General features: G+C 69.8%; 19 protein-coding genes and 1 tRNA gene. 10 read left to right on the forward strand and 10 right to left on the reverse strand.

Translation table 11 applies throughout. The annotated features are described in order from the left end of the window. The first annotated feature begins 145 nt into the window (after nucleotides 1–145). From ABSF49_RS03585 to ABSF49_RS03620, 8 genes are all read left to right on the forward strand, one after another. The gene (locus ABSF49_RS03585) at nucleotides 146–2,206 is read left to right on the forward strand and encodes a thioredoxin domain-containing protein (protein WP_424111260.1); all 2,061 of its coding nucleotides are present in this window, start codon (nucleotides 146–148) and stop codon (nucleotides 2,204–2,206) included. A gap of 131 nt (nucleotides 2,207–2,337) precedes the next feature. Continuing rightward, on the forward strand, nucleotides 2,338–3,501 hold the full coding sequence (locus ABSF49_RS03590) for an OpgC family protein (protein ID WP_424111261.1): 1,164 nt from the start codon (nucleotides 2,338–2,340) through the stop codon (nucleotides 3,499–3,501). Next, a complete protein-coding gene (locus ABSF49_RS03595) occupies nucleotides 3,417–4,208 on the forward strand; it encodes an SGNH/GDSL hydrolase family protein (protein WP_424111262.1) in 792 nt (263 codons plus the stop codon). The genes ABSF49_RS03590 and ABSF49_RS03595 overlap by 85 nt, the downstream gene beginning before the upstream one ends. Before the next feature lie 240 nt (nucleotides 4,209–4,448). Then, nucleotides 4,449–5,045 carry an anthranilate synthase component II gene (locus ABSF49_RS03600; RefSeq protein ID WP_424111263.1) on the forward strand — a complete coding sequence of 199 codons (597 nt, stop codon included), beginning with the start codon at nucleotides 4,449–4,451 and terminating at the stop codon, nucleotides 5,043–5,045. 18 nt (nucleotides 5,046–5,063) lie between these two features. Then, the gene (gene trpD, locus ABSF49_RS03605) at nucleotides 5,064–6,077 is read left to right on the forward strand and encodes an anthranilate phosphoribosyltransferase (protein ID WP_424111264.1); all 1,014 of its coding nucleotides are present in this window, start codon (nucleotides 5,064–5,066) and stop codon (nucleotides 6,075–6,077) included. 12 nt (nucleotides 6,078–6,089) lie between these two features. Beyond that, a complete protein-coding gene (gene trpC / locus ABSF49_RS03610) occupies nucleotides 6,090–6,890 on the forward strand; it encodes an indole-3-glycerol phosphate synthase TrpC (RefSeq protein WP_424111265.1) in 801 nt (266 codons plus the stop codon). A 209-nt stretch (nucleotides 6,891–7,099) separates the two neighbouring features. After that, nucleotides 7,100–9,151, forward strand: a complete 2,052-nt coding sequence (locus tag ABSF49_RS03615; RefSeq protein ID WP_424111266.1) for a caspase family protein — start codon at nucleotides 7,100–7,102, stop codon at nucleotides 9,149–9,151. A gap of 200 nt (nucleotides 9,152–9,351) precedes the next feature. Beyond that, nucleotides 9,352–9,621, forward strand: a complete 270-nt coding sequence (locus ABSF49_RS03620) for a hypothetical protein (protein WP_424111267.1) — start codon at nucleotides 9,352–9,354, stop codon at nucleotides 9,619–9,621. Here the strand turns inward: ABSF49_RS03620 and ABSF49_RS03625 are convergent. The 7 genes from ABSF49_RS03625 to ABSF49_RS03655 all read right to left on the reverse strand — a co-directional run bounded on the left by ABSF49_RS03625 (nucleotide 9,615) and on the right by ABSF49_RS03655 (nucleotide 17,950). Continuing rightward, a complete protein-coding gene (locus tag ABSF49_RS03625; RefSeq protein WP_424111268.1) occupies nucleotides 9,615–10,607 on the reverse strand; it encodes a tetratricopeptide repeat protein in 993 nt (330 codons plus the stop codon). The genes ABSF49_RS03620 and ABSF49_RS03625 overlap by 7 nt on opposite strands. A 241-nt stretch (nucleotides 10,608–10,848) precedes the next feature. Next, entirely contained in the window at nucleotides 10,849–13,728 is a 2,880-nt protein-coding gene (locus ABSF49_RS03630; RefSeq protein WP_424111269.1) for a valine--tRNA ligase, read from the reverse strand. A 220-nt stretch (nucleotides 13,729–13,948) separates the two neighbouring features. After that, nucleotides 13,949–14,509 carry a PopZ family protein gene (locus ABSF49_RS03635; RefSeq protein WP_424111270.1) on the reverse strand — a complete coding sequence of 187 codons (561 nt, stop codon included), beginning with the start codon at nucleotides 14,507–14,509 and terminating at the stop codon, nucleotides 13,949–13,951. A 148-nt stretch (nucleotides 14,510–14,657) separates the two neighbouring features. Beyond that, on the reverse strand, nucleotides 14,658–16,049 hold the full coding sequence (locus ABSF49_RS03640; RefSeq protein WP_424111271.1) for a TolC family outer membrane protein: 1,392 nt from the start codon (nucleotides 16,047–16,049) through the stop codon (nucleotides 14,658–14,660). A gap of 287 nt (nucleotides 16,050–16,336) precedes the next feature. Continuing rightward, on the reverse strand, nucleotides 16,337–17,008 hold the full coding sequence (locus tag ABSF49_RS03645; protein WP_424111272.1) for a protein-L-isoaspartate O-methyltransferase family protein: 672 nt from the start codon (nucleotides 17,006–17,008) through the stop codon (nucleotides 16,337–16,339). Between the two features lie 63 nt (nucleotides 17,009–17,071). Next, nucleotides 17,072–17,145 (reverse strand) — tRNA-Cys (locus ABSF49_RS03650). Between the two features lie 88 nt (nucleotides 17,146–17,233). After that, the gene (locus ABSF49_RS03655) at nucleotides 17,234–17,950 is read right to left on the reverse strand and encodes a CDP-alcohol phosphatidyltransferase family protein (RefSeq protein ID WP_424111273.1); all 717 of its coding nucleotides are present in this window, start codon (nucleotides 17,948–17,950) and stop codon (nucleotides 17,234–17,236) included. An 83-nt stretch (nucleotides 17,951–18,033) separates the two neighbouring features. Here ABSF49_RS03655 and ABSF49_RS03660 point away from each other — a divergent pair, with 83 nt between their 5' ends. Continuing rightward, nucleotides 18,034–19,236 carry an FAD-dependent monooxygenase gene (locus ABSF49_RS03660; protein ID WP_424111274.1) on the forward strand — a complete coding sequence of 401 codons (1,203 nt, stop codon included), beginning with the start codon at nucleotides 18,034–18,036 and terminating at the stop codon, nucleotides 19,234–19,236. 99 nt (nucleotides 19,237–19,335) lie between these two features. On the opposite strand, the gene ABSF49_RS03665 is transcribed toward ABSF49_RS03660, so the two are convergent. The 3 genes from ABSF49_RS03665 to nrdR form a co-directional block, all read right to left on the reverse strand. Continuing rightward, the gene (locus ABSF49_RS03665) at nucleotides 19,336–19,989 is read right to left on the reverse strand and encodes a riboflavin synthase (RefSeq protein ID WP_424111275.1); all 654 of its coding nucleotides are present in this window, start codon (nucleotides 19,987–19,989) and stop codon (nucleotides 19,336–19,338) included. A 183-nt stretch (nucleotides 19,990–20,172) separates the two neighbouring features. Next, a complete protein-coding gene (ribD, locus tag ABSF49_RS03670; RefSeq protein WP_424111276.1) occupies nucleotides 20,173–21,276 on the reverse strand; it encodes a bifunctional diaminohydroxyphosphoribosylaminopyrimidine deaminase/5-amino-6-(5-phosphoribosylamino)uracil reductase RibD in 1,104 nt (367 codons plus the stop codon). A gap of 5 nt (nucleotides 21,277–21,281) precedes the next feature. Next, nucleotides 21,282–21,791 (reverse strand): transcriptional regulator NrdR, encoded by a 510-nt coding sequence (nrdR, locus tag ABSF49_RS03675; RefSeq protein ID WP_424111277.1) that lies wholly within the window; start codon nucleotides 21,789–21,791, stop codon nucleotides 21,282–21,284. A gap of 251 nt (nucleotides 21,792–22,042) precedes the next feature. Between nrdR and ABSF49_RS03680 the strand changes: the two genes are divergently transcribed. Continuing rightward, nucleotides 22,043–23,101: an IS4 family transposase gene (locus ABSF49_RS03680; RefSeq protein WP_424111280.1), complete on the forward strand. Its 1,059-nt coding sequence runs from the start codon at nucleotides 22,043–22,045 to the stop codon at nucleotides 23,099–23,101. Nucleotides 23,102–23,117 lie beyond the last annotated feature (16 nt).

Below are 23,117 nucleotides of genomic sequence, written 5' to 3' on the forward strand. Positions count from 1 at the left end.
TCACCCGCGCCGCCCAACCGGTGGCGCAGGGGCCTTTGCGCCCGCGGCCCCGGAGGTCCGCGCCAATGCTCTTCCGAAGCGGAATGAAGTCCAAAGTTGCGTCAATGTGGCTCGCCTTGCAAGCGGAGGGCGGCCGGGCCAAAACTTGGACGACGAAACCCGTCGCCCTTTCCAAGTTCCGAACCCCGAGGACTCGAGCATCCCCGAGCAAGCCAATCTCCTCGCGGGCGAAATCTCGCCCTACCTACTGCAGCATGCGGCCAATCCTGTGCATTGGCGCCCCTGGGGCGCGCAGGCCCTCGCCGAAGCGAAGCGCCGCGACCGCCCGGTGCTGCTGTCGGTCGGTTACGCCGCCTGTCACTGGTGCCATGTCATGGCCCACGAGTCGTTCGAGGACCCGGCGCTCGCGGCGCTGATGAACGCTCTGTTCGTCAACGTGAAAGTCGACCGCGAGGAGCGGCCGGACGTCGACGCGCTCTACATGGCGGCGCTGCACGCGATGGGCGAGCAAGGCGGCTGGCCGATGACGATGTTCCTCACGCCCGACGGCGCGCTGTTCTTCGGCGGCACCTATTGGCCGCCGACGCCGCGCTGGGGACGGCCGTCGTTCGCACAGGTTCTCAATGCGGTCGACGCGGCGTGGCGCGACAAGCGCGCCGAACTCGGCGAACAGAGCGCCGGGCTCGTCGCCCATCTCGCCGAGCAGGCCGCCCCGCCGCCGGGCGGCGACCTCGCGCCCGCCGATCTCGCGCGCGCCGCCGAGGCGCTGACGCGCATTCTCGATTCCGTCAACGGCGGCCTCAGCGGCGCGCCGAAATTCCCCAACGCGCCGATCTTCCGCTTCCTGTGGAGCGAATCGTTCCGCGCTCGCGCGCCGGCTCTGCGCGGCGCGGTGCGCGCGCTGCTCGACGCGCTCTCCGCCGGCGGCATCTACGACCACCTCGGCGGCGGCTTCGCCCGCTATTCGACCGACGGCGAATGGCGCGTGCCGCATTTCGAGAAGATGCTCTACGACAACGCGCAGATCCTCGAGTTGCTCGCGCTCGCCGCCGCTGCGACGCCGACGCCGGTCTACGCCGAGCGCGCGCGCGAAACCTTCGCCTGGCTGATGCGCGAGATGCGCGCCGGCGAGGCGTTCGCCGCTTCGCTCGACGCCGATTCCGAGGGCGAGGAGGGCCGCTTCTACGTCTGGACCGCCGCTGAGATCGACGCCGTTCTCGGCGCCGAGGCCGCCGAATTCTCCGCCGCCTACGACGTGCGCCCCGGAGGCAATTGGGAAGGGCGCAACGTGTTGCGCCGCCTCGCCCGGCGCGGCGACCCGGAGAGCGAAGCGCGGCTCGCCGCCGGCCGCGCGCTTCTGCTCGCCGAACGCGAGCAGCGGATCCGGCCGACCCGCGACGACAAGATTCTCGCCGACTGGAACGGGCTGACGATCGCTGCGCTCGCCCGCGCCTCCGCCGTGTTCGACGCGCCTGATTTCCTCGCCGCGGCCGAAGCCGCGTTCGCCTTCGTCGCCGCGAACTTGCGCGACGCGAGCGGCGGCCTGCTTCACGCCTGGCGCGACGGGCGCGCGGGCGCGGCGGGCCTCATCGACGATTACGCCGCGATGGCGCGCGCGGCTCTGAGCCTGTTCGAGGCGACGGGAACCCCCGCCTATCTCGAGCGCGCCGAGGGGTGGGCCGAGGAAGCGCTTGAGCGGTTCGGCGACGGCGACGGCGGCTTCTTCATGACCGCCGACGGCGGCGACCGGCTGATCGTGCGGCCGCGGCCGCCCCATGACGGCGCGACGCCGTCGGGCGCCTCGCTGATGGTCGAGGTTTTCGTCCGCCTGCATCACGTCGGCCTCGCGCCGCGCTGGCGCGAAGCCGCCGAACGCGCGGCGCGCCGTCACGCCGGAAGCGAATCCGCGCAGGCGCAATCGCCGTTGCTGCTGGCGGCGATCGATCTGCTCGAGCGCGGCGGCGAAGTGGTAGTCGAAGGGCGCCGCAACGACCCGCGCGCGATTGCGCTGGCGCGCGAAGCGCTCGCCGCCGCGGACCCGACGATTGTCACGCTGCGCCTCGATCCGACGCTGTGGCCCGGGGGCGCGCCGGGCGGCCGGCCGCGCCTGCCCGCTCAGCCGGCGGCGATGCTGTGCCGCGGCCAGGTCTGCAGCCTGCCGGTCACTGACGTAACGGGACTTCGGGCCCTGCTCGCGGAACGGTGAAAGCGGCGGCGTAACAAGCGCGTGAGATCGGCGTCGGCGACATTGCGCCGCGTCGCGCACGCCCTAGCTGTCACTGACCGCGCGGCGCCTCAGCCCAGACGGCTTGGCGCGCTTCTTGAATGTGGCGGCCCATGCCCGTGGCGTCTCGCATCGCCGCCGTCGATTTCGCCCGCGGGCTCGTTCTCGTGGCGATGACGATCGACCATCTGCCGGGCAACCTGCTGGAGCATTTCACCCCGCGCAATTTCGCCCTTTCCGACAGCGCGGAGGCGTTTGTCTTCCTTTCCGGGCTGTCGATCGGGCTCGTCTACTATCGCCGGACGCTCACCGCCGGGCTGGCGCCGGTCGCGCGTTCGTGCCTCAAGCGGGCCGGCCGCCTCTATGGCGTGCACATTCTGACCACGGCGGGGGCGCTGGCGATCTTCGCCGCCGCCTATTGGCTCGGCGGCTTCAACGACGCGCTGATCGCCCCGCACGGGCGCGCCGTCGTCTTCCACGAGCCGTTGCGCGGCGCGATCGGCGTCGCGCTGCTCAGCCACCAGCTCGGCTATTTCAATATCCTGCCGCTCTATGTGGCGCTGATGGCCTTGGCCCCGCTTGTCCTGGCGCTGGCGCGTTTCAGCCCAACGGCGGCGCTGACAGCGGCGCTGGGCGCCTATGGCGCAGTCAAATGGCTCGGATTCGACCTGCCCAATTGGCCGGAGCCGGGCGGTTGGTTCTTCAACCCGCTCGCATGGCAGTTGGTCTTCACCCTTGGAGTGCTGTCAGGAGTCCGCTGGAGCGAAAAGCCGCCGCGCCGCTCGGCGCTGGTCCAGGTCCTCTGCCTCGGCTTGACCGCCGCCGGCGCCCTGATCGTCACCGACGGCTTCGGCTTCCTGCCGGGTCTGCGCGACCACGCCTACGCCGCGCTCGATGTCGGCAAGCAGAACCTCGGCGCGGCGCGGCTGGTCAACTTCCTCGCCCTCGCCTATCTGCTGGCGACGACGCCGCTGCTCGGCGCGCTCGCCCGCACCGCGCCGGGCCAAGCGATCCAGAGCCTCGGCCGCCGCAGCCTGACGGTGTTCGCCGTCAGCTCGTTGCTTTGCGCCCTCGGACAGGCCGGCGCGGGCGTGCTGACCGGCGCCGTAGACGACCGGATGGCGCACGGAATTGAATTCGGTTACACCCTCGCCTCAATTGGAGCCCTGATCGTTCTGGCGAGCTGGATGGAATGTCGAATTTCGCTTCGCGGCGCCGCGCAATCTGTCTCGCGCTGGTTGTTGCGGCGTCCGCCACAATCTGCCTTGGCCCAGTAGAGGCGCGCGCTGGCGCGTCCGCGACCTGTCCGGCGACCGCGCCGACCGCTTTCGCCGACAACGGCGCCGAAATCGCGCTCGCCGAGCCCAGCGCCGGCCATCCGCTGCGAATCCTGGCGATCGGCTCGTCTTCGACCCTTGGCGTCGGCGCCTCCAGCCCCGACGCGACCTACCCGGCCCAGCTCGAAGCGCGTCTTTCGGGCGATTGGGGCATTTCGGCCGACGTCGTCAACGCCGGCGTCGGCGGCGAGAAGAGCGACACGACGCTGAAGCGACTCGTCGCCGCCTTGGCCGGGAATCCGCCGGACCTCGTCGTCTGGCAGGTCGGCACCAACGACGCCGTCGGCGGCGTCGATCCCGAGGCGTTCCGCGCCAACCTGACCACGGGCGTCGCCGCGGCGCGGGCCCGGCGCGTGCCGATCGTGCTCGTCGATCCGCAATTCTACTTCGGCATCAAGAACCTCGCGCGCTTCCAGCAATACGTGACGATCATCGGCGAAGTCGGCGCCGCCAAGCGCGTTCCCGTCTTTTCGCGCTTCGCGATGATGAAGGCCTGGGCGGCCAAATCGACTGCGACGCTGCGCGCCGCGCTTGCCCCCGACGGCTTCCACATGGACGACGAAGGCTACGCCTGCTTCGCGCGGGCGCTGGCCGGCGACCTCGCGCGCGAAGAGAACTGGGCCGACGAACCGGCCGAGAAGCTGTGACGAACGCCGCTCGGCGGCCGACGCGTTCGCGGCGCGGCCCGCCTCTTGCCGCATGCCGGAAATAGACGCTTCCCGCCGGAAGGGCGAACGCCCGCCTCGCCCAGGCGAGCCGGCGTGGAAAGCGGATTTCGAACCCGCCGCGCCGGCGGTTCCGCCGGCCGGGAATTCCGCTCCGCCCTCGTAGCTTGACGCGGCCGGCGTCACAATGGAATAGACGGGGCCAGCGGAGTCCGAGCGCCCATGCGCGTCACCCTGATCGACAACTACGACAGCTTCACTTTCAACCTCGTCCACTATTTCGGCGAGCTGGGGGCGGAGGTGTCGGTGTGGCGAAACGACGCGATCAGCGTCGACGAGGCGCTCGCCGCCCGCCCCGAGGCGATCGTCCTGTCGCCCGGACCCTGCACGCCCAACGAAGCGGGGATCTGTCTCGATCTCATTCGCGCGGCGAGCGGGACGACGCCGATCCTCGGCGTCTGCCTCGGCCATCAGGCGATCGGCCAGGCGTTCGGCGGCACGGTGAAGCGGGCGCCGGCGCCGATGCACGGCAAGGTTTCGCGCATCTCCCACAACGCGCGCGGCCTGTTTCGCGGCCTCAACGGCCCATTCAAGGCGACGCGCTATCATTCGCTGATCATCGAGCGCCAGGGCGCGCCGGAAGCGCTCGAGATCAGCGCCGAAAGCGACGACGGCCTGATCATGGCCGTCGCCCATCGCGCCTTGCCGATCTACGGCGTGCAGTTTCATCCCGAGAGCATCGAGAGCGAACACGGCCACGCCGTGCTGCGCAATTTCCTCGACCTCGCGCGCGCCTTCAATCAGGGCGGAACGTACTGAGGGGAGCGCCGCGCAGGCATGGAATCGTTCAAGCCGCTGATCGCCAAGGTCGCCGCCGGTTCGCAACTCTCGCGCCCCGACGCTGCGGCCGCTTTCGACGCCATTCTTTCCGGCGAAGTGACGCCCTCGCAACTGGGCGGCTTCCTGATGGCGCTCAGGGTGCGCGGCGAAACTGTCGAAGAGATCACCGGCGCGGTGACGGCGATGCGCGCCAAAATGCTGCGGGTCGTCGCGCCCCCTGACGCGATCGACATCGTCGGCACCGGCGGCGACGGCTCGGGCTCCTACAATGTTTCGACGCTGGCGGCGCTGATCGTCGCCGCCTGCGGCGTGCCGGTCGCCAAACACGGCAATCGCGCCGCCTCGTCGAAGTCGGGCACGGCCGACACGCTCGCCGTGCTCGGCGTCAAGATCGGCGTCGCGCCGGCTGTGATCGAGCGCTGCATCCGCGAGGCGGGCATCGGCTTCATGTTCGCGCCGACTCATCACGCGGCGATGCGGCACGTCGGTCCGACCCGCGCCGAACTCGGCACCCGCACCATCTTCAACCTGCTTGGGCCGCTGGCCAATCCGGCCGGGGTCAAGCGCCAGCTCATCGGCGTCTTCTCCGCCGCCTGGCTGCTGCCGATGGCCGAAGTGCTGCGCAACCTCGGCTCGGAGCGGGTATGGATCACCCACGGCGCCGACGGGCTCGACGAAATGTCGACCACCGGGACGACCAAGATCGTCGAGCTCAGAGATGGCGCCATCCGCGCCTTCGAAATCGCGCCAGAAGAGGTCGGGCTCACCCGCGTCGATCTCGCCGCGCTCAAGGGCGGCGACGCGGCCGCCAACGCCGAGGCGCTGAAAGCGGTGCTCGACGGCGCGCGCAACGCCTACGCCGAGATCGCGATGCTTAACGCCGCCGGCGCGCTGGTCGTCGCCGGCAAGGCGCGCGAACTCGCCGAGGGCGTCGCCATGGCCGGCGACGCGCTCGCCTCGGGCGCGGCCAAGCGGGTTCTCGACCGGCTTGTTGGCGTCTCCAATGCGTGATCAAGTCCGGGCATGACCGACATCCTGCAAAAGATCGAGGCCTACAAGCGACGGGAGATCGCCGAGGCGAAGGTGCGCGTGCCGCGCGGCACGCTCGAGCGCGAGATCCGCGACCAGTCGCCGCCGCGCGGCTTCATCAAGGCGCTCGAACGTTCGATCGAGGCGGGACGGTTCGGGCTGATCGCCGAGATCAAGAAGGCGAGTCCGTCCAAGGGCCTGATCCGCGAGGATTTCGAGCCGGCGCGGCTTGCCCGCGGCTATCAGGCGGGCGGCGCGACCTGCCTGTCGGTGCTCACCGACGCCCCGTCTTTCAAGGGCGATCCGCAGCATCTGATCCAGGCGCGCGCGGCGACGCCGCTGCCGATCCTGCGCAAGGATTTCCTCTTCGATCCCTATCAGGTGCTGGAGGCGCGCGCCTGGGGCGCTGATTGCATCCTCGTCATCATGGCGGCGGTCGACGACGAGACCGCGCGCACGCTCAACAAGACCGCGCACGACCTCGGCCTCGACGTGCTGGTCGAGATCCACGACGAGCTCGAACTCCAGCGCGCGCTGGGGCTCGAAGGCCGGCTGATCGGCGTCAACAACCGCGACCTCAAGACCTTCGAGACCTCGCTCGAAGTTTGCGAGCGGCTGAAGCCGCTCGTTCCCGCTGACAGGATCGTCGTCGCCGAGAGCGGCATTTCGCGGCACGCGGACTGCCGCCGCCTCGCCGGGATCGGCATCGAGGCGTTTCTCGTCGGCGAAGCGCTGATGCGCGAAAAAGACGTCGAACTGTCGACGCGCGCGCTGTTGACCGGCGTCCACGGCTGAGGCGGCCCGCTCCCCCTGACCGGGCGCAAATTGACGCAACGTCGTGGGCCTGCCCCGATCGAGCAGACCGTGATAGGAATTGACTGCGTCAAAGCGACCGAACGCGCCCCGACGCAGGGCGCCGAAAACGGCGCCGTCAGCGCGTTCGGATGAGCCGCGCCGGCGGAGTCGGCGGCGGCGGCTTCGGAACCGCGCAAGGGAGGCGTCCGATGTTCACGCGCGCTCTACGCATATGGGCGATGACGGTCGCGCTCGGGGTCGCCGCCGCGGCGACCGGCGCAGCCGCCCAAGGCGCCCCGCCCGCCAACCGCCTGGCGCTCGTCGTCGGCGAGGCCGCCTATAGCGGCGACGCCCTGCCGACCGCAAGCGCCGATGCGGCGGTGATCGCCCGCTCGCTCGCCGGCGACGGCTTCGACGTCACCGAGTTGCACGACCTCGGAACCGCCGATCTCGCCCAGCAATACCAGACCTTTGTCGCCAAGGTCGGCGCCGCCCCGCCCGGCGCTGCGGTGATGGTCTATTTCGCCGGCCTCGGCGTCAATGTCGGCTGCGACGACTATCTGCTGCCGATCGACGCCCAGATCGCGACCGAAGCCGACGTGCCGCGGATCGCGCTCAGCATGACAAGGGTGATGAACGATCTCGCGCAGACGCAGTCGCAGTTGCGTCTGGTCATGCTCGACGGCGCGCGGCCGGTTCCCGGTTCCGTCAGCGCCGTTGCTTTCCCGCGCGGCCTGATCCCTCTGCACCCGCCCGCGGCGACGACCTTCGGCCTTTCGGCCGAAATCCACGATTACGAATCGCCGCCGAAACCCGGCGACGCCGACGACGCTTATGCGCCGGCCTTCGTCGCCGCAGCGCAGTTGCCGCTCACCGACATCGAGAGCGTCATGCGCGAAACGCGCGTCATCGCCCATCAGGCGACCGCAGGAGCGCAGACGCCGTGGCAGGAGACCAACCCCTCCCAGCCGCCGTTCACCTTCCCGCTCAACCCCGACCCGGCGCAGGTTCAGGCGGCGGTCGCCGCCCTGCCGAACTCGACGACGCCGATTGGCGAGCTCGATCCGGAGAGCGCCTATTGGGCCGCGGTGTGGCGCAACGCCGTTCCCGACTATCAGGCCTATCTCGCCGCTTTCGCGGCGAGCGCGGCGCCGGAGCGCAAAGCGATCATCGAGAACCTGGTCGCGCTGCTGCTGCAACCCAATCCGCAATGTCAGGCGAGCGCTGCGCCGCCCCCGCCGCCGACGATCATCTCCGGTCCGGCTTGTCCGGACGGGTTCTACGCCCAGGGCGGCTATGTCGACGCCTATTGCGCGCCGCTCGCCCCGCCGCCGACGCTGGTGTGTCCGCCCGGCTTCGTTTCGGTGGTCTCCGACGACGGTCTGGCCTGCGGGCCGTTCGTGCCGCCGCCCGTCCTGATCTGCCCGCCGCGCTTCCACCCCGTCGGCGGACGGTTCTGCGCGCCCGACATCCCCCCGCCGTTCTGCCCGCCGGGATTGCGTCCGACATGGCACGACGGCGTGCTCGTCTGCGTGCGCAACGGGCCGCCGCCGCCGATCTGCCCGTTCGGGACTCACCCGGTTTGGAACGGCGCCGGCTACGTCTGTGGCGGCAATCCGCCCCCGCCCCCGCCGTGCCGCGACGGTCGGCCGAACTGGTTCAATGGCCAATGGTCTTGCCTGACGCCGCCGCCGCCGTCTTGCCCGCCCGGCCAGACGCCGCAGTGGAATTTCGGCAAGCTGATCTGCGGCGTCGCGCGCCCGCCGATCGGACCCGGCCCCTGCCCGCCAGGATTCATCCCGTCGCGTCAGGGCGGCGTGTGCATCCCGCTGCGCATCCCCGGACCGACGCCGACTCTGGCGCCGCCGATCATCAAGCTGCCGACGCCGACGCCGACCGGGCCGCGTCCGCCAATCCTGACGCCGCTGCCGACGTTGACGCTGCCGCCGACGCCGACCCCCACGGGGCTGCGTCCGCCGAAGCTGACGCCGTTGCCGACGTTGACTCCGACGCCGCTGCCGACGCTGACGTCGCCGGTCATCCGGACGCCGCTGGTCAGGACTCCGACGCCGAGCCCAACGCCGAAGTTCACGCCGCAGATCGTCCGTACGCCGCTCGTGACGCCGAGGACGCCGGTGATCGTCCGTACGATGGCGCCGACCGTCATCGAGAGGCCGATGCGCATGGCGCCGCCGAGGGCTCCCAACCCGCCCCCACCGCACCCACACTGCGGCGGCCCCGGCCAGCCAAGGTGCCCATGACGACCATCGCGGCGAGCCCATCGGCTCGCCGCTCCGCCTAAGCAAAAACCGACGGCGGTTTGACGACGGCCGCCGATTGGGCGACAAAAAACGCGCTAAACCTGTTTGATTTTTTTCGCCCGTCATTCAACGCGGATAACGAAACGTCCCATGCCGCCGCGTTCTATCGCGGCGGCTCAGCCGACTAGGAGATCATCCCGATGAAGACGTTCCTCCTCGCCGCCGCGACCCTTGCGACGCTGTCCGTCCCCGCTTGGGCGGCCGATCCGAACTTCTGCGCCGAATACGCGCGCGACGCGGTGCGCCAGGTCAACGTCAATATGACGATCCCTGGTTGCTTCCGCGGCTTCGACGCGCGCTGGAATCGCGACTACGGGGTTCATTACGGCTGGTGCCTCGGCGCCCCCTATGAGGCGGCCAACCGCGAGCGGGCGATCCGCGCCGAGCGCCTGCGGGAATGCCGCTACTGAAGCGGCGGCTCGCCGTCCGAGGGAGCAAAACTCGGCGGCGGCGCGCCGGTGAACGGCCGCAGCATGCCGGGCAGCTCGACGAAGCCGGCGATGAACCCGCGCGGCTTGGCGTCTGAGGCGATCTCGGGCCCGCGCGCGTCCTTGCCGCGCGCGCTCAGAAGCGCGGCGGCGACCTGACGGTCGTCGTCGCTCGCCGCATTCCAATCCTTGCCGTAGAGGTCGCGGACCCATTCGTCCTTCGGACCCTGCGCCGCGGTCTTGGCCAGCGTCAGCCACATCAGGCCGCGCGCGCGTTGGCGCGGCACCCCCTCGCCGACGAACAGCAGGTGGCCGAGCAGCGCCTGGGCCGGATGATGGCCCTTGTCGGCGGCGAGCGCGAGCCATTGGGCCGCGCGCATATTGTTGCGCGCGAGCCCCGCCGCGCCGTCCATATACATGCGAGCGAGATTGTATTGCGCATCCGAGTCGCCGAAATTGGTCGCGGCGAACTGGAACATCTCCAACGCGCGCTCAGGATCCGGCTTGATCTCGCTGTTGGGAATGCCGTTAAGGCAATAAACGCCGACCGCCACGAAAGCGTTGGAGATCGCGGCGACGTCCGGCCGGTCGGGATCGTCCTCGTTATAGCTTTCGACCAGACGCTCGAAATAGGCGTAGGCCTTGGCGTCGTCGCGCGGCACGCCCTCGCCGCGGGCGTACATGCGTCCGAGCTTCCATTGCGCCAGCGGCTGGCCGCCGTCGGCGGCATAGGTGAGCGCCTGGACCGAGGACTGCGCGTCGCCAGCCATCAGATCCTGCACGCCAGCCTGGAAAGCCTGCTCGACGCTGGTGAAGGACTGGACCGGGATCTTGGCCGGACCGTTCGGTTTCGTGCCGTCAAGCGCGAACGCCGTCGCGCCCTGCCATCCGAGGAGGCCGATCGCGAGAGCAAGAATGGTGAAGGAGCGCTGGGAATCGGCGCCGAATCCGGTCCGGGCGGTTCTCATCTCGGGTACCGACCACACGCGCATTCTGTTCCAACCTCGCCCGCCCGCACGGCGCGACCCCCGGAATTCTCGCCGCGGGGGAATTGGCTTTCGCCTGTTCCGCAGCAGGCAAATAGCTCGGGGTTTATGGCGCAATCTGGGCGCAAGGGGGTTGGAATCCCGGCGGTTTCACTTTGCCAAGCGCCTGTTGCTCAATTGCAACGAATCCCGCTGCGGCCGCCTGCTGACCCGGTCTAGAGGATCAGATTCGCTCCAGTCTTTCCTGCGCCGCCGACATCTTGTGAATGCGCGCCAGCGCCGCCTCGCGCCGCTCCTGGTGCTCGGCGACGACCTCCTCGGGGGCGCGGGCGAGGAAGTCGGCGTTGGCGAGCTTGGCGTCGACCTTGGCGACTTCGCCCCGCTCCTTGGCGATCTCCTTGCCGAGCCGCGCGCTTTCGGCGGCGATGTCGAGAATGCCAGCGACGGGAATCGCGGCGAGCGCGCCGCGCACGACGATCTGCAGCGAGCCGGAGGGCGGCGCGTCGGCGAAGGCGAGGTCGCCGACCCGCGCCAGCCGCCGGATCGTCTCGGCCCAGCGGCGCGCGACGGCGGCGAGTTCCGGCGGCGGCGCGACCAGCGTCAGCGCCGGCTGGGCCGCGGCCGGCACGCCCATTTCCGAACGCACAGAGCGGATTTCGGAGATGAGATCGACCACCCAGCCGATCTCCGCCTCGGCGGCGGCGTCGACCGGAAAATCGGCGTCCGGCCACGGCCCGAGCGCGAGCACGCCGTCGCGCGGCGGTCCCGCCTCCCCCTTGATCGTCCACAGCTCTTCGGTGACGAAGGGCATGAACGGGTGCAGCAGGGCGTAGACCGTGTCGAGGACATGGGCGATCGTCGCCTGGGTCTCGGGCTTGGCCGGCGATGGCTCGGCGGTCTGCAGCACCGGCTTGGCGAGCTCGAGGCACCAGTCGCAGAACACGCTCCAGACGAAGCGGTAGGCGGCGTTGGCGGCGTCGTTGAAGCGGTAGGACTCGATCGCCGCGCTGGTTTCGGCGACAGCCTTGGCGGCCTCGCCGAGAATCCAGCGGTTGAGCGGCTCGCGCGCCGCTTTCGCATCGAAGCCGGCGACGCGCGCGCAACCATTCATCTCGGCGAAGCGCGAGGCGTTCCACAGCTTGGTGGCGAAGTTGCGGTAGCCCTCGACCCGGCTCTCCGACAGCTTGATGTCGCGCCCTTGAGCCGCCATCGCCGACAGCGTGAAGCGCAGCGCGTCGGCGCCGAAACGGTCGACGAGGTCGAGCGGATCGATGACGTTGCCTTTCGACTTCGACATCTTCGCGCCCTTCTCGTCACGGACGAGGGCGTGGATGTAGACGTCGCGGAACGGCACTTCGCCGCGGAAATGCAGGCCCATCATCATCATCCGCGCGACCCAGAAGAAGATGATGTCGAAGCCGGTGACGAGCGCGCTGGTCGGATAGTAGCGCGCCAGCTCGGGCGTCTCGTCCGGCCAGCCGAGGGTCGAGAACGGCCACAGCGCCGAGGAGAACCAAGTGTCGAGCACGTCGGGATCGCGCGGGAACATCTCGCGCAGCCGCACGACGTCATTGGCCAAAACCTCGGCCTCGGAAGCGCTCAGCGCGCCGCGCTCGACGCCGTCGGCAAGCGCGGCGGCGAAAGCCGCTTCCTCGCTCTCCTCGACATAGACCGCGCCCCAGGGCGCGTACCACGCCGGAATCTGGTGGCCCCACCAAAGCTGGCGCGAGACGCACCAGGGCTGGATGTTCTCCAGCCAGTCGTAATAGGTCTTCTCCCAGTTCTTCGGCACGAACTGGGTCTTGCCCTCGCGCACCGCGGCGAGCGCCGGCTCGGCCAGCGTCTTGGCGTCGACGTACCACTGGTCGGTCAGCCACGGCTCGATGACGGCGTTGGAGCGGTCGCCGTGGGGAACGGTGTGGGCGTGCGGCTCGATCTTCGCCAGACGCCCCTCCGCCGCCATCAGACCGACGATGCGTTTGCGCGCTTCGAATCGGTCGACCCCGTCGACCGCGGCCAACAGGCGGGTCAGCTCGTGATCGGCGGCGTCGAGACCGTCGAAGAAGTCGAGATTGCCTTTCAGGCAGATGCGCGCCTCTGCATCCAATACATTGATCTGCCGAGCGCCTTCCGCCTCGTGACGGCGGCCGACCTCGAAGTCGTTGAAATCGTGGGCGGGCGTGATCTTGACGGCGCCGGTGCCCTTTTCGGGGTCGGAATAGGCGTCGGCGACGATGCGCATCAGCCGCCCGACCAGCGGCAGGCGCACGTTGGCGCCGACGAGCCGCCGAAACCGTTCGTCGTCGGGGTGGACCGCGACCGCGCTGTCGCCGAGCATGGTTTCGGGCCGCGTCGTCGCCACCGTAACGACCGCGCCGGTCTCCTCGTCGTTCGCGTCGACGACCGGATAGTCGAAATAATAGAGATGGCCGTTCGGGTTGCGGCCGAGCGCCTTGGCCAGCGCCGCCTCGTCGAGCGGCGCGCCGTCGTCGCGGCTCCACTTGAACGAGCCCTTGCACTCGACCTGGACGACCTCGAGGTCGGAAATCGCGGTCTGGAACTTCGGGTCCCAGTTCACCAGCCGCTTGGCCTTGTAGATCAGACCGTCGCGGTGGAGCTGGACGAACACCCGCGCGACCGCCTTCGACAGGCCCTCGTCGAGGGTGAAGCGCTCGCGGCTCCAGTCGCAGGAAGCGCCGAGCCGCTTGAGCTGGCCGACGATTGCGCCGCCCGATTCCGCCTTCCATTCCCACACCCGCGCCAGGAACGCTTCGCGGCCGAGCGTGCGGCGATCGGCCTCTTGGCGCTCGGCGAGCTGGCGTTCGACGACCATCTGCGTGGCGATGCCGGCGTGGTCGGTGCCCGGCTGCCACAGCACGTCGCGGCCGTTCATCCGCTGATAGCGGCAGAGCACGTCCTGCAGCGTGTTGTTGAGCGCGTGGCCCATGTGCAGGTTGCCGGTGACGTTGGGCGGCGGAATGACCACGCAATAGGGTTCGGCGTCGCGCCGCTCGGGCCGTCCGGCGCGGAACGCGCCCGCCGCCTCCCAACGCGCCGCGGCGCGCTTTTCGACATCGGCGACTTCGAACGATTTTTCCATCATCTGGGGGCGACCGGCACGGCTGTGGCCGAGCGCGGCGCGACGGCGGCCCGGCGGGTTGAAGAACGCGGCGCGGCGCGAGGCCGGCGCGAAAAACGCTGGCCCGTCGGTGAAACGCGCGACGGCCGCGCCCGCTTAATGCCAGCGCGCTCGCGAATGTCAACGTGGGGATGCGCCGCGGCCGGGCGACGAGGCCCGGCGCGGCTTCATAAACGCCAGCCGCTCAGCGGCCGCCGCGCGCGACCCGCTGGATCTCGGCCCGCACCAGCCGCTCGACCATGCTGGGGAGATTCTCGTCGAGCCAGGCCTTCAGCAGCGGCCGCAGGATTTCGCGCGCCGCGTTCTCGGCGAGTTCGGCGCTCTGCAGCGCGAGGCTGGTCGAGAGGGCCTCGAACGCAGCCGAAACGGCCTCGTCGGCCTGGTCGGACAGCAGCGGCGCCGCCGCCTCGGTCGCCGGCGCCGGCTCGGGCTTGGGCGCGCTTGCGGGCGCGGCCGTCTGTGGCTGCGGCTGGCTCCACACCACTTTCGGCGTCGGCGGTTCGGCCGGCGGCGGCGGTTCGGCGGCGCGCGTCGACGCCAAATCGTCCTTGGAATAGACGATCTGCGGCCCGCTTGGCGACGCATCCGACTTCGGCGCAGTCCGCGCCGCGACGGGCTCGCGGTCGTCGGCGATGATCGAGCGGATGGAGGCGAGGATCTCCTCCATCGACGGCTCGTGAGCGCGTTGGGCGCGGCGCAGCGCGTCGAGGTCGCGTTCGCCCGGCGTGGAATTGGGTGCGTTCATGGGTTTCCGCCTCCGCGCCGTCCGGCGCGTCATCGAACCGCCTGACCGGCGATCGGATTTTCTTCTGCTGACAAAGGTGAACGACTCGGACCTCGGACGCAAGACCGAGACGGCGCGCAGCGCAGCGAAATTGCGCGGCGAGGCCCTCTTACTTGCCGTCCGGCGTGCGCACGCCCCACAGCTTGTTCTTCACCTGGTCGAAATGGACCCGCGGGTCGTACTCGGGCACGGCGAGGCCGAGCGTCTGAATCGACAGCCGCCCGACCGCCGACAGCAGGCTGTACGAATTGACGACGCTGTCGTGCTGTGCGGTGACGAGTTGGACCCTCGCGTTGAGCAAAGCCTGCTGCGCGTTGAGGACGTCGAGCGTCGTGCGCTGGCCGACCTTGGCTTCCTCGCGCACGCCGGCGAGCGCCACTTCCGCCGCCTGGACCTCGGCGCGTGCGGCGCGCAAAACGCCGGATGAATTCGAGTTCGCGCCCCAGGCCGCGACCACCGCGGCGCGGACCTTGTCGCGCTGCAGGTCGGTTTGCAGCTCGGTTTGGCCGAGTTGCTCCTTGGCTTGGCGCGTGCCGGCGTAAGTCGCGCCGCCGTCCCAGATCGGAATGGTGATCTGGCCCATCAGCGATTCGGTGAGCGCTTGGCTGCCGACCGGGTCGCCGGAAACGTCGAAGCGCTTGGTGACCTGACCGGTCAGCCCGACCGTCGGATAGAGCGCGCCTTCGGCGATCTTCACCTGCAAAGCCGCAGCGTCGATTCCGTGCAGCATCGCGACGATCGCAGGGTGTTCGAGCTGCGAAATCGCGATCGCCTCCGGAAGGACCTTGGGCAACTGGCGAATCAGCGGCGCGACTGGGGTCAGGCTCTTGGGATCGTCGCCGATCGCCTGGCGATAATTGGCGAGCGAGGCCTGCAATTGCGATTGCGCGCCGAGCGCGGTGGCGCGCGCGCCGGCGAGACTCGCCTCGGCCTGCGCGACGTCGGTGCGCGTCACCTCGCCGACGTTGAAGCGGTCCTGGGTCTGGCGCAACTGTTCCTGCAACACCTCGACGTTGTTGCGGTCGAGATCGAGGATCGCGGTGTCGCGCATCACGTCCATGTAATAGCCGACGGCGCTGAGCAGCACGTTCTGCTCGGTGTTGCGCAATTGCTCGCGCGCGCCGAACACGCCGGATTCGGCCTGGCGCACCGAATTTCCGGTGCGATCGCCGTTCCACACGTTCTGCGTGACAGTGACGCCGTAGCCGCGCGGCCGAGAGCTCACGTCGAGCGGGTTTGGATAGCCCGCGCCCAGGCCGGAGGCCAGCGTGTTCGACATGGCGGCGTCGCCCTCGGCCGAGACGTCGGGCATATAGCCAGCGTTCGCCTTGGGGATGTTTTCGTCCTGCACGCGCACGGCGGCGCGTTGTTGATTGATGTCAGGGTTGTTGAGATAGGCCTTGGCCAGCGCGCCGCCAATGGTTTCGGCGCGCGCGCCCGTCGCCAGCAACGCGACCGCCATTGCGACGATCGCGGCTCCCTGCAGCCAAGCGCGCGCCATCGTCGATTTCATAACACAAGCCATTGCAGCCCCTACGGCGCGTCCTCGGCTTCTGCTGCGGTCCCGCCCTTGGCGGGTTGTGGCGGCTTGAGCCGACTTAACGCGCAGAAACGACACACGCCCAGCTTGCCAATGTATAGGCAAAGCGAGTCGTCCGGCTACTGCCGGCCATCAATTCGAGGCCAAATCTCCCCAAAATTCAAGCGAGCGTCGCATTCTTGCGACACCCGGACCCCAGCTCGAGATTTCAAGGCGCGCCACGTCGGCCGGCAATCACATTGCCGCGATCAAAAGGCGAAGCTCGACGCCCGCTTGAACGCCTCCAAAGCGGTCGCGCGGGTCTCGAACAGCGCGCGTCGCCCGAAGCCGGCCGCGCGCCGCTCGATCAGCGTCGCTTCCGGCGTCCCCGCGCGGCAATCGACGCCGACCAGCCGGCCATTCTCGGCCAGTTCGGCGAGCAACGCGTCCGGCGAAACCTCGAACGCGCCTTCGACGACGATGACGTCGAACGGCCCGCGCCCTTTGGCGCCCGCCGCGAGATCGCCTTCGACGATCTCGATCCCCGCTCGTCCGTTCAACAGCTTGCGCGCCGCGGCGGCGGCGCCGGGGTCGCTTTCCAGCGCCACGACGCGGGCGCCGAGATGTTCGAGAATCGCCGCTCCGTAGCCCGCGCCGCCGCCGACGTCGAGCACGCGCTCACCCGGCTTCACCTCCGCCGCCTGGATGAGTCGCGCCAGCGCCGTCGGCGCCAGCAACCGGCGAGTCTGCGAGCCCAGCGACGGCTGGTCGCTGTCGAGATAGGCGAAGCGGGCCATGTCCGGCGCGACGAAAGCCTCGCGCGGCGTATCGAGAAACGCCGCCAACAGGTCGAGATCGTTGACGTCGCACACGCGCAGCTGGCCGTTGACCATCTTCAGCCGGTGCGCGGCGGCGTCCCTGTCCAAAGCCGTCAAAGCCATTCGAATCGCCCCGCCCTGGTTGTGGCATGGCGCCGCAGCCGGCGGCGCGCCGAAGGAAGGAAGTGGAGGCCTCGCCCGGAATCGAACCGGGGTGCAAGGATTTGCAGTCCTCTGCGTAGCCACTCCGCCACGAGGCCGTGCCGCGGCCGATCCCCTGCGGCCGCAGCGGGGCGGGCTATAGCAAGTTTAGCCGCGCGCCGGCAAGACGGCGCCGGCCGCCGCGGCTTAACGGCGCGGCCAGATCGGTCGCCGGGCGAGCGGCAGCAGCAGGAAATAGACGGCGAGCGCCGACAGACCGACCGTCACCCAGGTCTGCGGCTGCAGCCCCTCGACGATCGCGACGGCGGCGAGCGCGAACCAGAGAACCGTCGCGGCGATCGTCAGCGGCCGCAGGCGGCGCACCCGCAGCGGATGGACGAAGACGACCGGCGCGAACATCGCCGCGGTCGCCGCGAGCGTCAGCGCGGCGTTGATCGGCCACGGCCAGCGCAGCACGAACAGATAGAACGCGAACACGTTCCAGATCGCCGGAAAGCCGCGAAACCAATAGTCGTTGGTCTTCATCCGCGTGTCGGCGAAATAGAGCGCCGAGGCGATGACGACGACGAGGCCGATCCAGAAGGCGACCGTCGACGGCATCAGGTCGGAGCGCCACATCGCCACCACCGGCACCAGAACGTAGGTGAGGAAATCGACCACCAAGTCGAGCACGGCGCCGTCGATCGTCGCCGCCGTCTCGCTGACCTTGGCGAAGCGCGCCAACGTTCCGTCGATGCCGTCGATGAACAGCGCCAGGCCGAGCCAAGCGAAACAGACGGGGAAATGGCGCTCGATCGCCGCATCGAGAGCGAGCAGCGCGACGGCGCCGCCGGAGGCGGTGAAGACGTGGACCGAGAACCCCGCGACGCGGCGAACCGGCATGGCTTTGCGCGCGCTCGTCATGCCGATTCGTCCTGAAGCCCCCGCCGCCCGCAACCGGCCGGGCCGGCTGGACAGCTTAAAAGCATGCATGTCAGGATAGGGCAATGGCCCCATCCCCAATCGACGTCGCCGAAACCTGCGACGTATGCGTCGTCGGCGCCGGGCTCGCCGGTCTGGCGGCGGCGGTCGGTTTCGCCCGCGCCGGCCGTCGCGTCGTCTCAGCCGGCGCGAGCGAGCGGCTCGGCCAGGGACGGACGGTCGCGTTGCTCGGCCCTTCGATCGATTTCCTCGACCAACTCGCCGTCTGGACGGCCGTCGAGCGGCGCGCCGCGCCGATGCGGGGCTTGCGGATCGTCGACGACACCGGCTCGCTGTTCGCGCCGCCGCCGATCGCGTTCCGCGCGCGCGAGATCGGCCGCGACGCATTCGGCTCGAACGTCGAGAATTCGGCGCTCGCCGACGCACTCGAAGCGGCCGCCGCCGCGCATCCCGATCTCGTTCGCGTCGCGGTCGACGTCGCCGGGTTCGATTTCGCGCCCGAGCGCGCCACGGTCACGCTCGCCGACGGACGCGTCTTCGCCGCCGCGCTCGTCGTCGGCGCCGACGGGCGCGCTTCGCCGTCGCGCCGCGCCGCCGGGATTACGGTCAGCGCGCGCCGCTACCCACAGAGCGCGCTGACGGTCGTGCTCGCCCACGCGCGCCCGCACGACGATTTCTCGACCGAGTTTCACACCCGCCAGGGGCCGTTCACGCTGGCGCCCATGCCCGCGGCGCCCGGCGCGCCGAACCGCTCGAGTCTGGTGTGGGCGATGAGCGAGGCAGAGGCGAAGCGGCGCGTCGCGCTCGACGACGACGCGCTCGCCGCGGAGATCGAGCGCCAGGCGCGCTCGCTGCTCGGCGCGATGCGGATCGAGGGCGAGCGCGGAATCTTCCCGCTCGCGCGCCAAAGCGTCGGCCGCCTGGTCGCGACCCGGCTGGCGCTGGTCGGCGACGCGGCCCACGCCTTCCCGCCGATCGGCGCGCAGGGGCTCAACCTGGGCTTACGCGACGTCAAGGCGCTGATCGCCGCAGCGACCGCAAGCGACGATCTCGGCGCCGATGCGGCGCTCGACGCTTACGCGCGCGCGCGCTCCGCCGACGTCCTGTTCCGCACGACCGCCGTCGCCGGACTCAACCGCGCCTTGCTCGCCGACTGCGCGCCGGTCGATCTCGCGCGCGGCCTCGGCCTCGCCGCGCTCGGCGCGATCGGGCCGCTCAGACGCCTGACGATGCGCGCCGGCGTCGCGCCGCTGTTCGCCGCAACTTGACGCGTTGCGGCGCGGTCCCTTCTCCCCGCTTGCGGGGAGAAGGCTAGGATGAGGGGCCTAGCGGTTGGCCGAAACCGGTGCGGCTCTTCGCCAAGCCCCTCACCCCAACCCTCTCCCCGCGAGCGGGGAGAGGGGGGCAGCGGCGGCGAATCCCCCCGCCTCGACCAGTCGCGCGGCGTAGCGCGCCATCTGGTCGACCTCGATGTTGACGCGGTCGCCGACTTTCCATCCGCTCAGCGTCGTGACCTCGAGCGTGTGCGGAATCAGCAGAACTTCGAACCGGTCGCCCTCGACGGCGTTGACGGTCAGCGACACGCCGTCGAGCGCCACCGAGCCCTTGATCGCGATGAACTTCGCCAGCGCCGCCGGCGCGCGGAAAGCGAAATGCGCCATGCCGTCGAAGTCGCGGCGTTCGAGGATCTCCGCCGCGCCGTCGACATGGCCGCTGACCATGTGGCCGCCGAGCTCGTCGCCGATCTTGAGCGACCGTTCGAGGTTGACCTTGTCGCCGACCTTCCAGCCGCCGAGCGTCGTCACCGCCAGCGTCTCGGCGCCGACGTCGGTGGCGATCGCCGTGCGATTGCCGCGCCGCGCCGCCTCGACCACGGTCAGGCACACGCCGGCGTGCGCCACCGACGCGCCGACGTCGACCGTCGCGCCATCGTAGCGGCAGGCGACGGTCAGCCGCAGCTTCTCGGCCCCGCGCTGCACGTCGACAACTTCGCCGACGTCGGTGACAATCCCGGTGAACATCCAAACTTCCTTTCTACAACGCCCCCTCGTCCTGAGGCGCCGCGCAGCGGCCTCGAAGGACGCTCCAGAAGGCGCATCAGGCGCGGCGGCCCGGAACATCCTTCGAGGCGCTCGCTTTCGCGAGCGCTCCTCAGGATGAGGCTTCGGTTACGCCCCCGACAACAGGCAACAACAACCGCCCGCTCACCCGACCCGCTCCCAGCGTCGCAGCGCGTCGGTTCCATAGGTCTCCGGCGCAAGCGGGCGGTAGCGCGTCCGGTCGGCGAGCGCGGCGTACGCGGCCGCGTCGAGCGCCGGCCGGCCAGGCCGGCCGAGCGGTTTGACGGCGGAGAACAGCGCCGCCTCGTCGGCGAGCCCGAGCGCGATCAGCCGCGACGCTGCGCGCGGGCCGCCCTCGCTGAAGACGCGCGTCACGCCGCGCTGGCCGAGCAGCCTGAGCGTCGCGCCGAGATCGACCCCTCCGGCCGGATCGGGTTCGACCCGCGCCGTTTCGACGCCCTTGGCGGCGAGCGCCGCTTCGCGCGCAGCCGAGCCGGCCGCCGTCGCGACGACCAGCGTCGGGAATTCGCGCGCGGTCGCTGCGAGGCGCGACCCGAGCGGCAGTTCGAGCCGCGAATCGAGGACCACGCGCAGCGGCGTCTGCGCGACGCCCGGCAGCCGAATGGTCAGCAACGGATCGTCGTCGCACGCCGTGCCGACGCCGATCATGATCGCGTCGTTGAGCGAACGCATCACCTGCACGGCGCTATTGGCCGCTTCGCCTGTAATGGCGAGCCGCGCGTCGTGCTCCTCGCCGGCGGCGTAGCCGTCGGCGGTCAAGGCGAGCTTGAGCGTCACCAACGGCCGGCCGACGGTCGCGCGCAGGATGTGGCCGCGATGGTCGCGCCGCGCCTGCGCTTCGCCCACGCCGACTTCGACCGCGACGCCAGCCTCGCGCAGCTTCGCAAACCCTTGGCCGGCGACGCGCGCGTCGGGGTCTTCGAGCGCCGCGACGACGCGCGCGAGGCCGGCGGCGACGATCGCCTCGGCGCAGGGCGGCGTCACGCCGCTGTGCGAGCACGGCTCGAGCGTCACGTACATCGTCGCGCCGCGCGCCGCTTCGCCCGCTTCGGCGAGCGCGACCGCTTCGGCGTGCGGCCGGCCGCCCGGCGCGGTGACGCCGCGGCCGACGAGGACGTCGTCGTTGACGATCAGCGCCGCGACGCAAGGATTGGGCGCGGTCAGCCCGAAGTTGCGGCGGCCGAACCGCAGAGCGGCGGCCATCCAGCGTTCGTCGACGTCGCGCATGGCGTTCATCGCGCCGGCGCGCGCGGTCGTGGGTTGGCGCTCGCCGGCCCCGGCTCGGCTTCCGGCTCGCCAGAGAGCTCGCCGACGATGGCGTTGAAATCGCGCGCCTCGCAGAAATTGCGGTAGACCGAGGCGAAGCGCACGTAGGCGACGTCGTCGAGGCCCTTGAGACCTTCCATCACCAATTCGCCGATGCGCTCGGTCGGGATGTCGGCGTCGCCTTGGCTCTCGAGCTGCCGCACGATGCCGTTGATCATGCGCTCGACCCGCTCGGGCGCGACGGCGCGCTTGCGCAGCGCGACCTCGACCGAATGCTGCAGCTTGTCGCGGTCGAAGGGCGCGCGACGACCACTCCTCTTGACCACCATCAGCTCGCGCAGTTGCACCCGCTCGAAGGTGGTGAAGCGGCCGCCGCAATCGGGACAGATGCGGCGACGACGGATCGACGAGGCGTCCTCGGTCGGCCGCGAGTCCTTCACCTGGGTGTCGAGCCCGCCGCAATAGGGGCAGCGCATTGGCGACCAGTCCTTGAATTCACTTCGCGCGTCATGGCCGTCCCCGGACTTGATCCGGGGATTGACCCGGCCATCCACGACTTGACCGCGCGCCGCGCAGTCGACGGACCCCACACTGACCGCTTGGATGGCCGGGTCAAGCCCACGGCTGTCCGGTTCGATTTTTCTGGGCAAAGCGCACGGCATTGATTCTAATCATTTCCAGAGTTTAGCGACTCGCTTGGACATGAAAGGGATCAGCGCCGTGCCCCATACGCAGTTTCACCACCAAGCGGCAGTTGACGGCGCTGTTGTTCGGTCAATTGTCGGGGGCGCATTCGCTGCGCGAGATCGAAGCGTCGATGGCGAGCCATCGTGGGCGGCTTTATCATGCGGGCGGCGCCGCTCCGGCGCGCTCGACCTTCGCCGACGCCAACCGCGACCGCGATTCCAGGGTTTTCTCGGATCTTTTCATGGTCATGCTGGGCATGGCGAGGCGCGGCCTGCGCCGCAAGATGGGCGACGCGGTGCGGCTGATCGACTCGACCGGCCTGCGTCTGGCGGGCGCGGGCGCCGAATGGGCGCGCTTTTCGGCCGAGGTTTGCGGGGCCAAGGCGCATGTCGTCTACGACCCTGATCTGGGGCGCCCGATCTACCACATGATCACCGAAGCCACGGTCAACGACATCGTCGCGGCCAAAACCATGCCGATCGACGCGGGCGCGACCTATGTCTTCGACCTGGGCTATTACGACTATGGCTGGTGGGCCGCGCTCGACGAGGCGGACTGCCGCATCGTGACGCGGTTCAAGAAGAACACGCCGCTCAATTCGGCCCGCTCCACGCCCGTCGAGCCGGGAACCGGCGTCCTCAGCGATCGGATCGGCTTTCTGCCCGGCCGTCAGGCCAAGAGCCGCAAAAATCCTCTGCAAGGCGCGGTGCGCGAGATCGTCGTGACGATGGCGACGGGCGGGACCTTGCGCATCTTCTCCAACGACCTGGACGCGCCGGCCAAGGAAATCGCCGACCTCTACAAGCGGCGCTGGCAGATCGAATTGTTCTTTCGCGTGATGAAACAGACCCTGAAAATCACCCATTTCATCGGCCGCTCCGAGAACGCCGTTCGCATTCAGATCGCCGTCGCGCTGATCGCCTTTCTCCTGCTGAGCCTGCTGCGCAAGATGGCGCAAGACCAGCCATCCTTGCTCGAGACCGCTCGACTCGTGCGCGCCAACCTCATGCATCGCAAGGATTTCACCCGCCTCAAGCAACCGCAAAGACCCTCGCCGCTCGACTCGCAGCAACTCTCGCTAAACTGGAGCCCAACATGAACCGGACAGCCGTGGG

Origin of the sequence: Roseiarcus sp., assembly GCF_049514155.1 — a bacterium.
In the GTDB taxonomy this organism is placed as follows: Bacteria; Pseudomonadota; Alphaproteobacteria; order Rhizobiales; family Beijerinckiaceae; genus Roseiarcus.

Bases quoted from the DNA above. Each gene is read 5' to 3' on its own strand.
- ABSF49_RS03590 (WP_424111261.1), top strand. From the start codon at position 2,338: ATGCCCGTGGCGTCTCGCATCGCCGCCGTCGATTTCGCCCGCGGGCTC.
- ABSF49_RS03595 (WP_424111262.1), top strand. From the start codon at position 3,417: ATGTCGAATTTCGCTTCGCGGCGCCGCGCAATCTGTCTCGCGCTGGTT.
- ABSF49_RS03600 (WP_424111263.1), top strand. From the start codon at position 4,449: ATGCGCGTCACCCTGATCGACAACTACGACAGCTTCACTTTCAACCTC.
- trpD (WP_424111264.1), top strand. From the start codon at position 5,064: ATGGAATCGTTCAAGCCGCTGATCGCCAAGGTCGCCGCCGGTTCGCAA.
- trpC (WP_424111265.1), top strand. From the start codon at position 6,090: ATGACCGACATCCTGCAAAAGATCGAGGCCTACAAGCGACGGGAGATC.
- ABSF49_RS03615 (WP_424111266.1), top strand. From the start codon at position 7,100: ATGTTCACGCGCGCTCTACGCATATGGGCGATGACGGTCGCGCTCGGG.
- ABSF49_RS03620 (WP_424111267.1), top strand. From the start codon at position 9,352: ATGAAGACGTTCCTCCTCGCCGCCGCGACCCTTGCGACGCTGTCCGTC.
- ABSF49_RS03625 (WP_424111268.1), bottom strand. From the start codon at position 10,607: ATGAGAACCGCCCGGACCGGATTCGGCGCCGATTCCCAGCGCTCCTTC.
- ABSF49_RS03630 (WP_424111269.1), bottom strand. From the start codon at position 13,728: ATGATGGAAAAATCGTTCGAAGTCGCCGATGTCGAAAAGCGCGCCGCG.
- ABSF49_RS03635 (WP_424111270.1), bottom strand. From the start codon at position 14,509: ATGAACGCACCCAATTCCACGCCGGGCGAACGCGACCTCGACGCGCTG.
- ABSF49_RS03640 (WP_424111271.1), bottom strand. From the start codon at position 16,049: ATGGCGCGCGCTTGGCTGCAGGGAGCCGCGATCGTCGCAATGGCGGTC.
- ABSF49_RS03645 (WP_424111272.1), bottom strand. From the start codon at position 17,008: ATGGCTTTGACGGCTTTGGACAGGGACGCCGCCGCGCACCGGCTGAAG.
- ABSF49_RS03655 (WP_424111273.1), bottom strand. From the start codon at position 17,950: ATGACGAGCGCGCGCAAAGCCATGCCGGTTCGCCGCGTCGCGGGGTTC.
- ABSF49_RS03660 (WP_424111274.1), top strand. From the start codon at position 18,034: ATGGCCCCATCCCCAATCGACGTCGCCGAAACCTGCGACGTATGCGTC.
- ABSF49_RS03665 (WP_424111275.1), bottom strand. From the start codon at position 19,989: ATGTTCACCGGGATTGTCACCGACGTCGGCGAAGTTGTCGACGTGCAG.
- ribD (WP_424111276.1), bottom strand. From the start codon at position 21,276: ATGCGCGACGTCGACGAACGCTGGATGGCCGCCGCTCTGCGGTTCGGC.
- nrdR (WP_424111277.1), bottom strand. From the start codon at position 21,791: ATGCGCTGCCCCTATTGCGGCGGGCTCGACACCCAGGTGAAGGACTCG.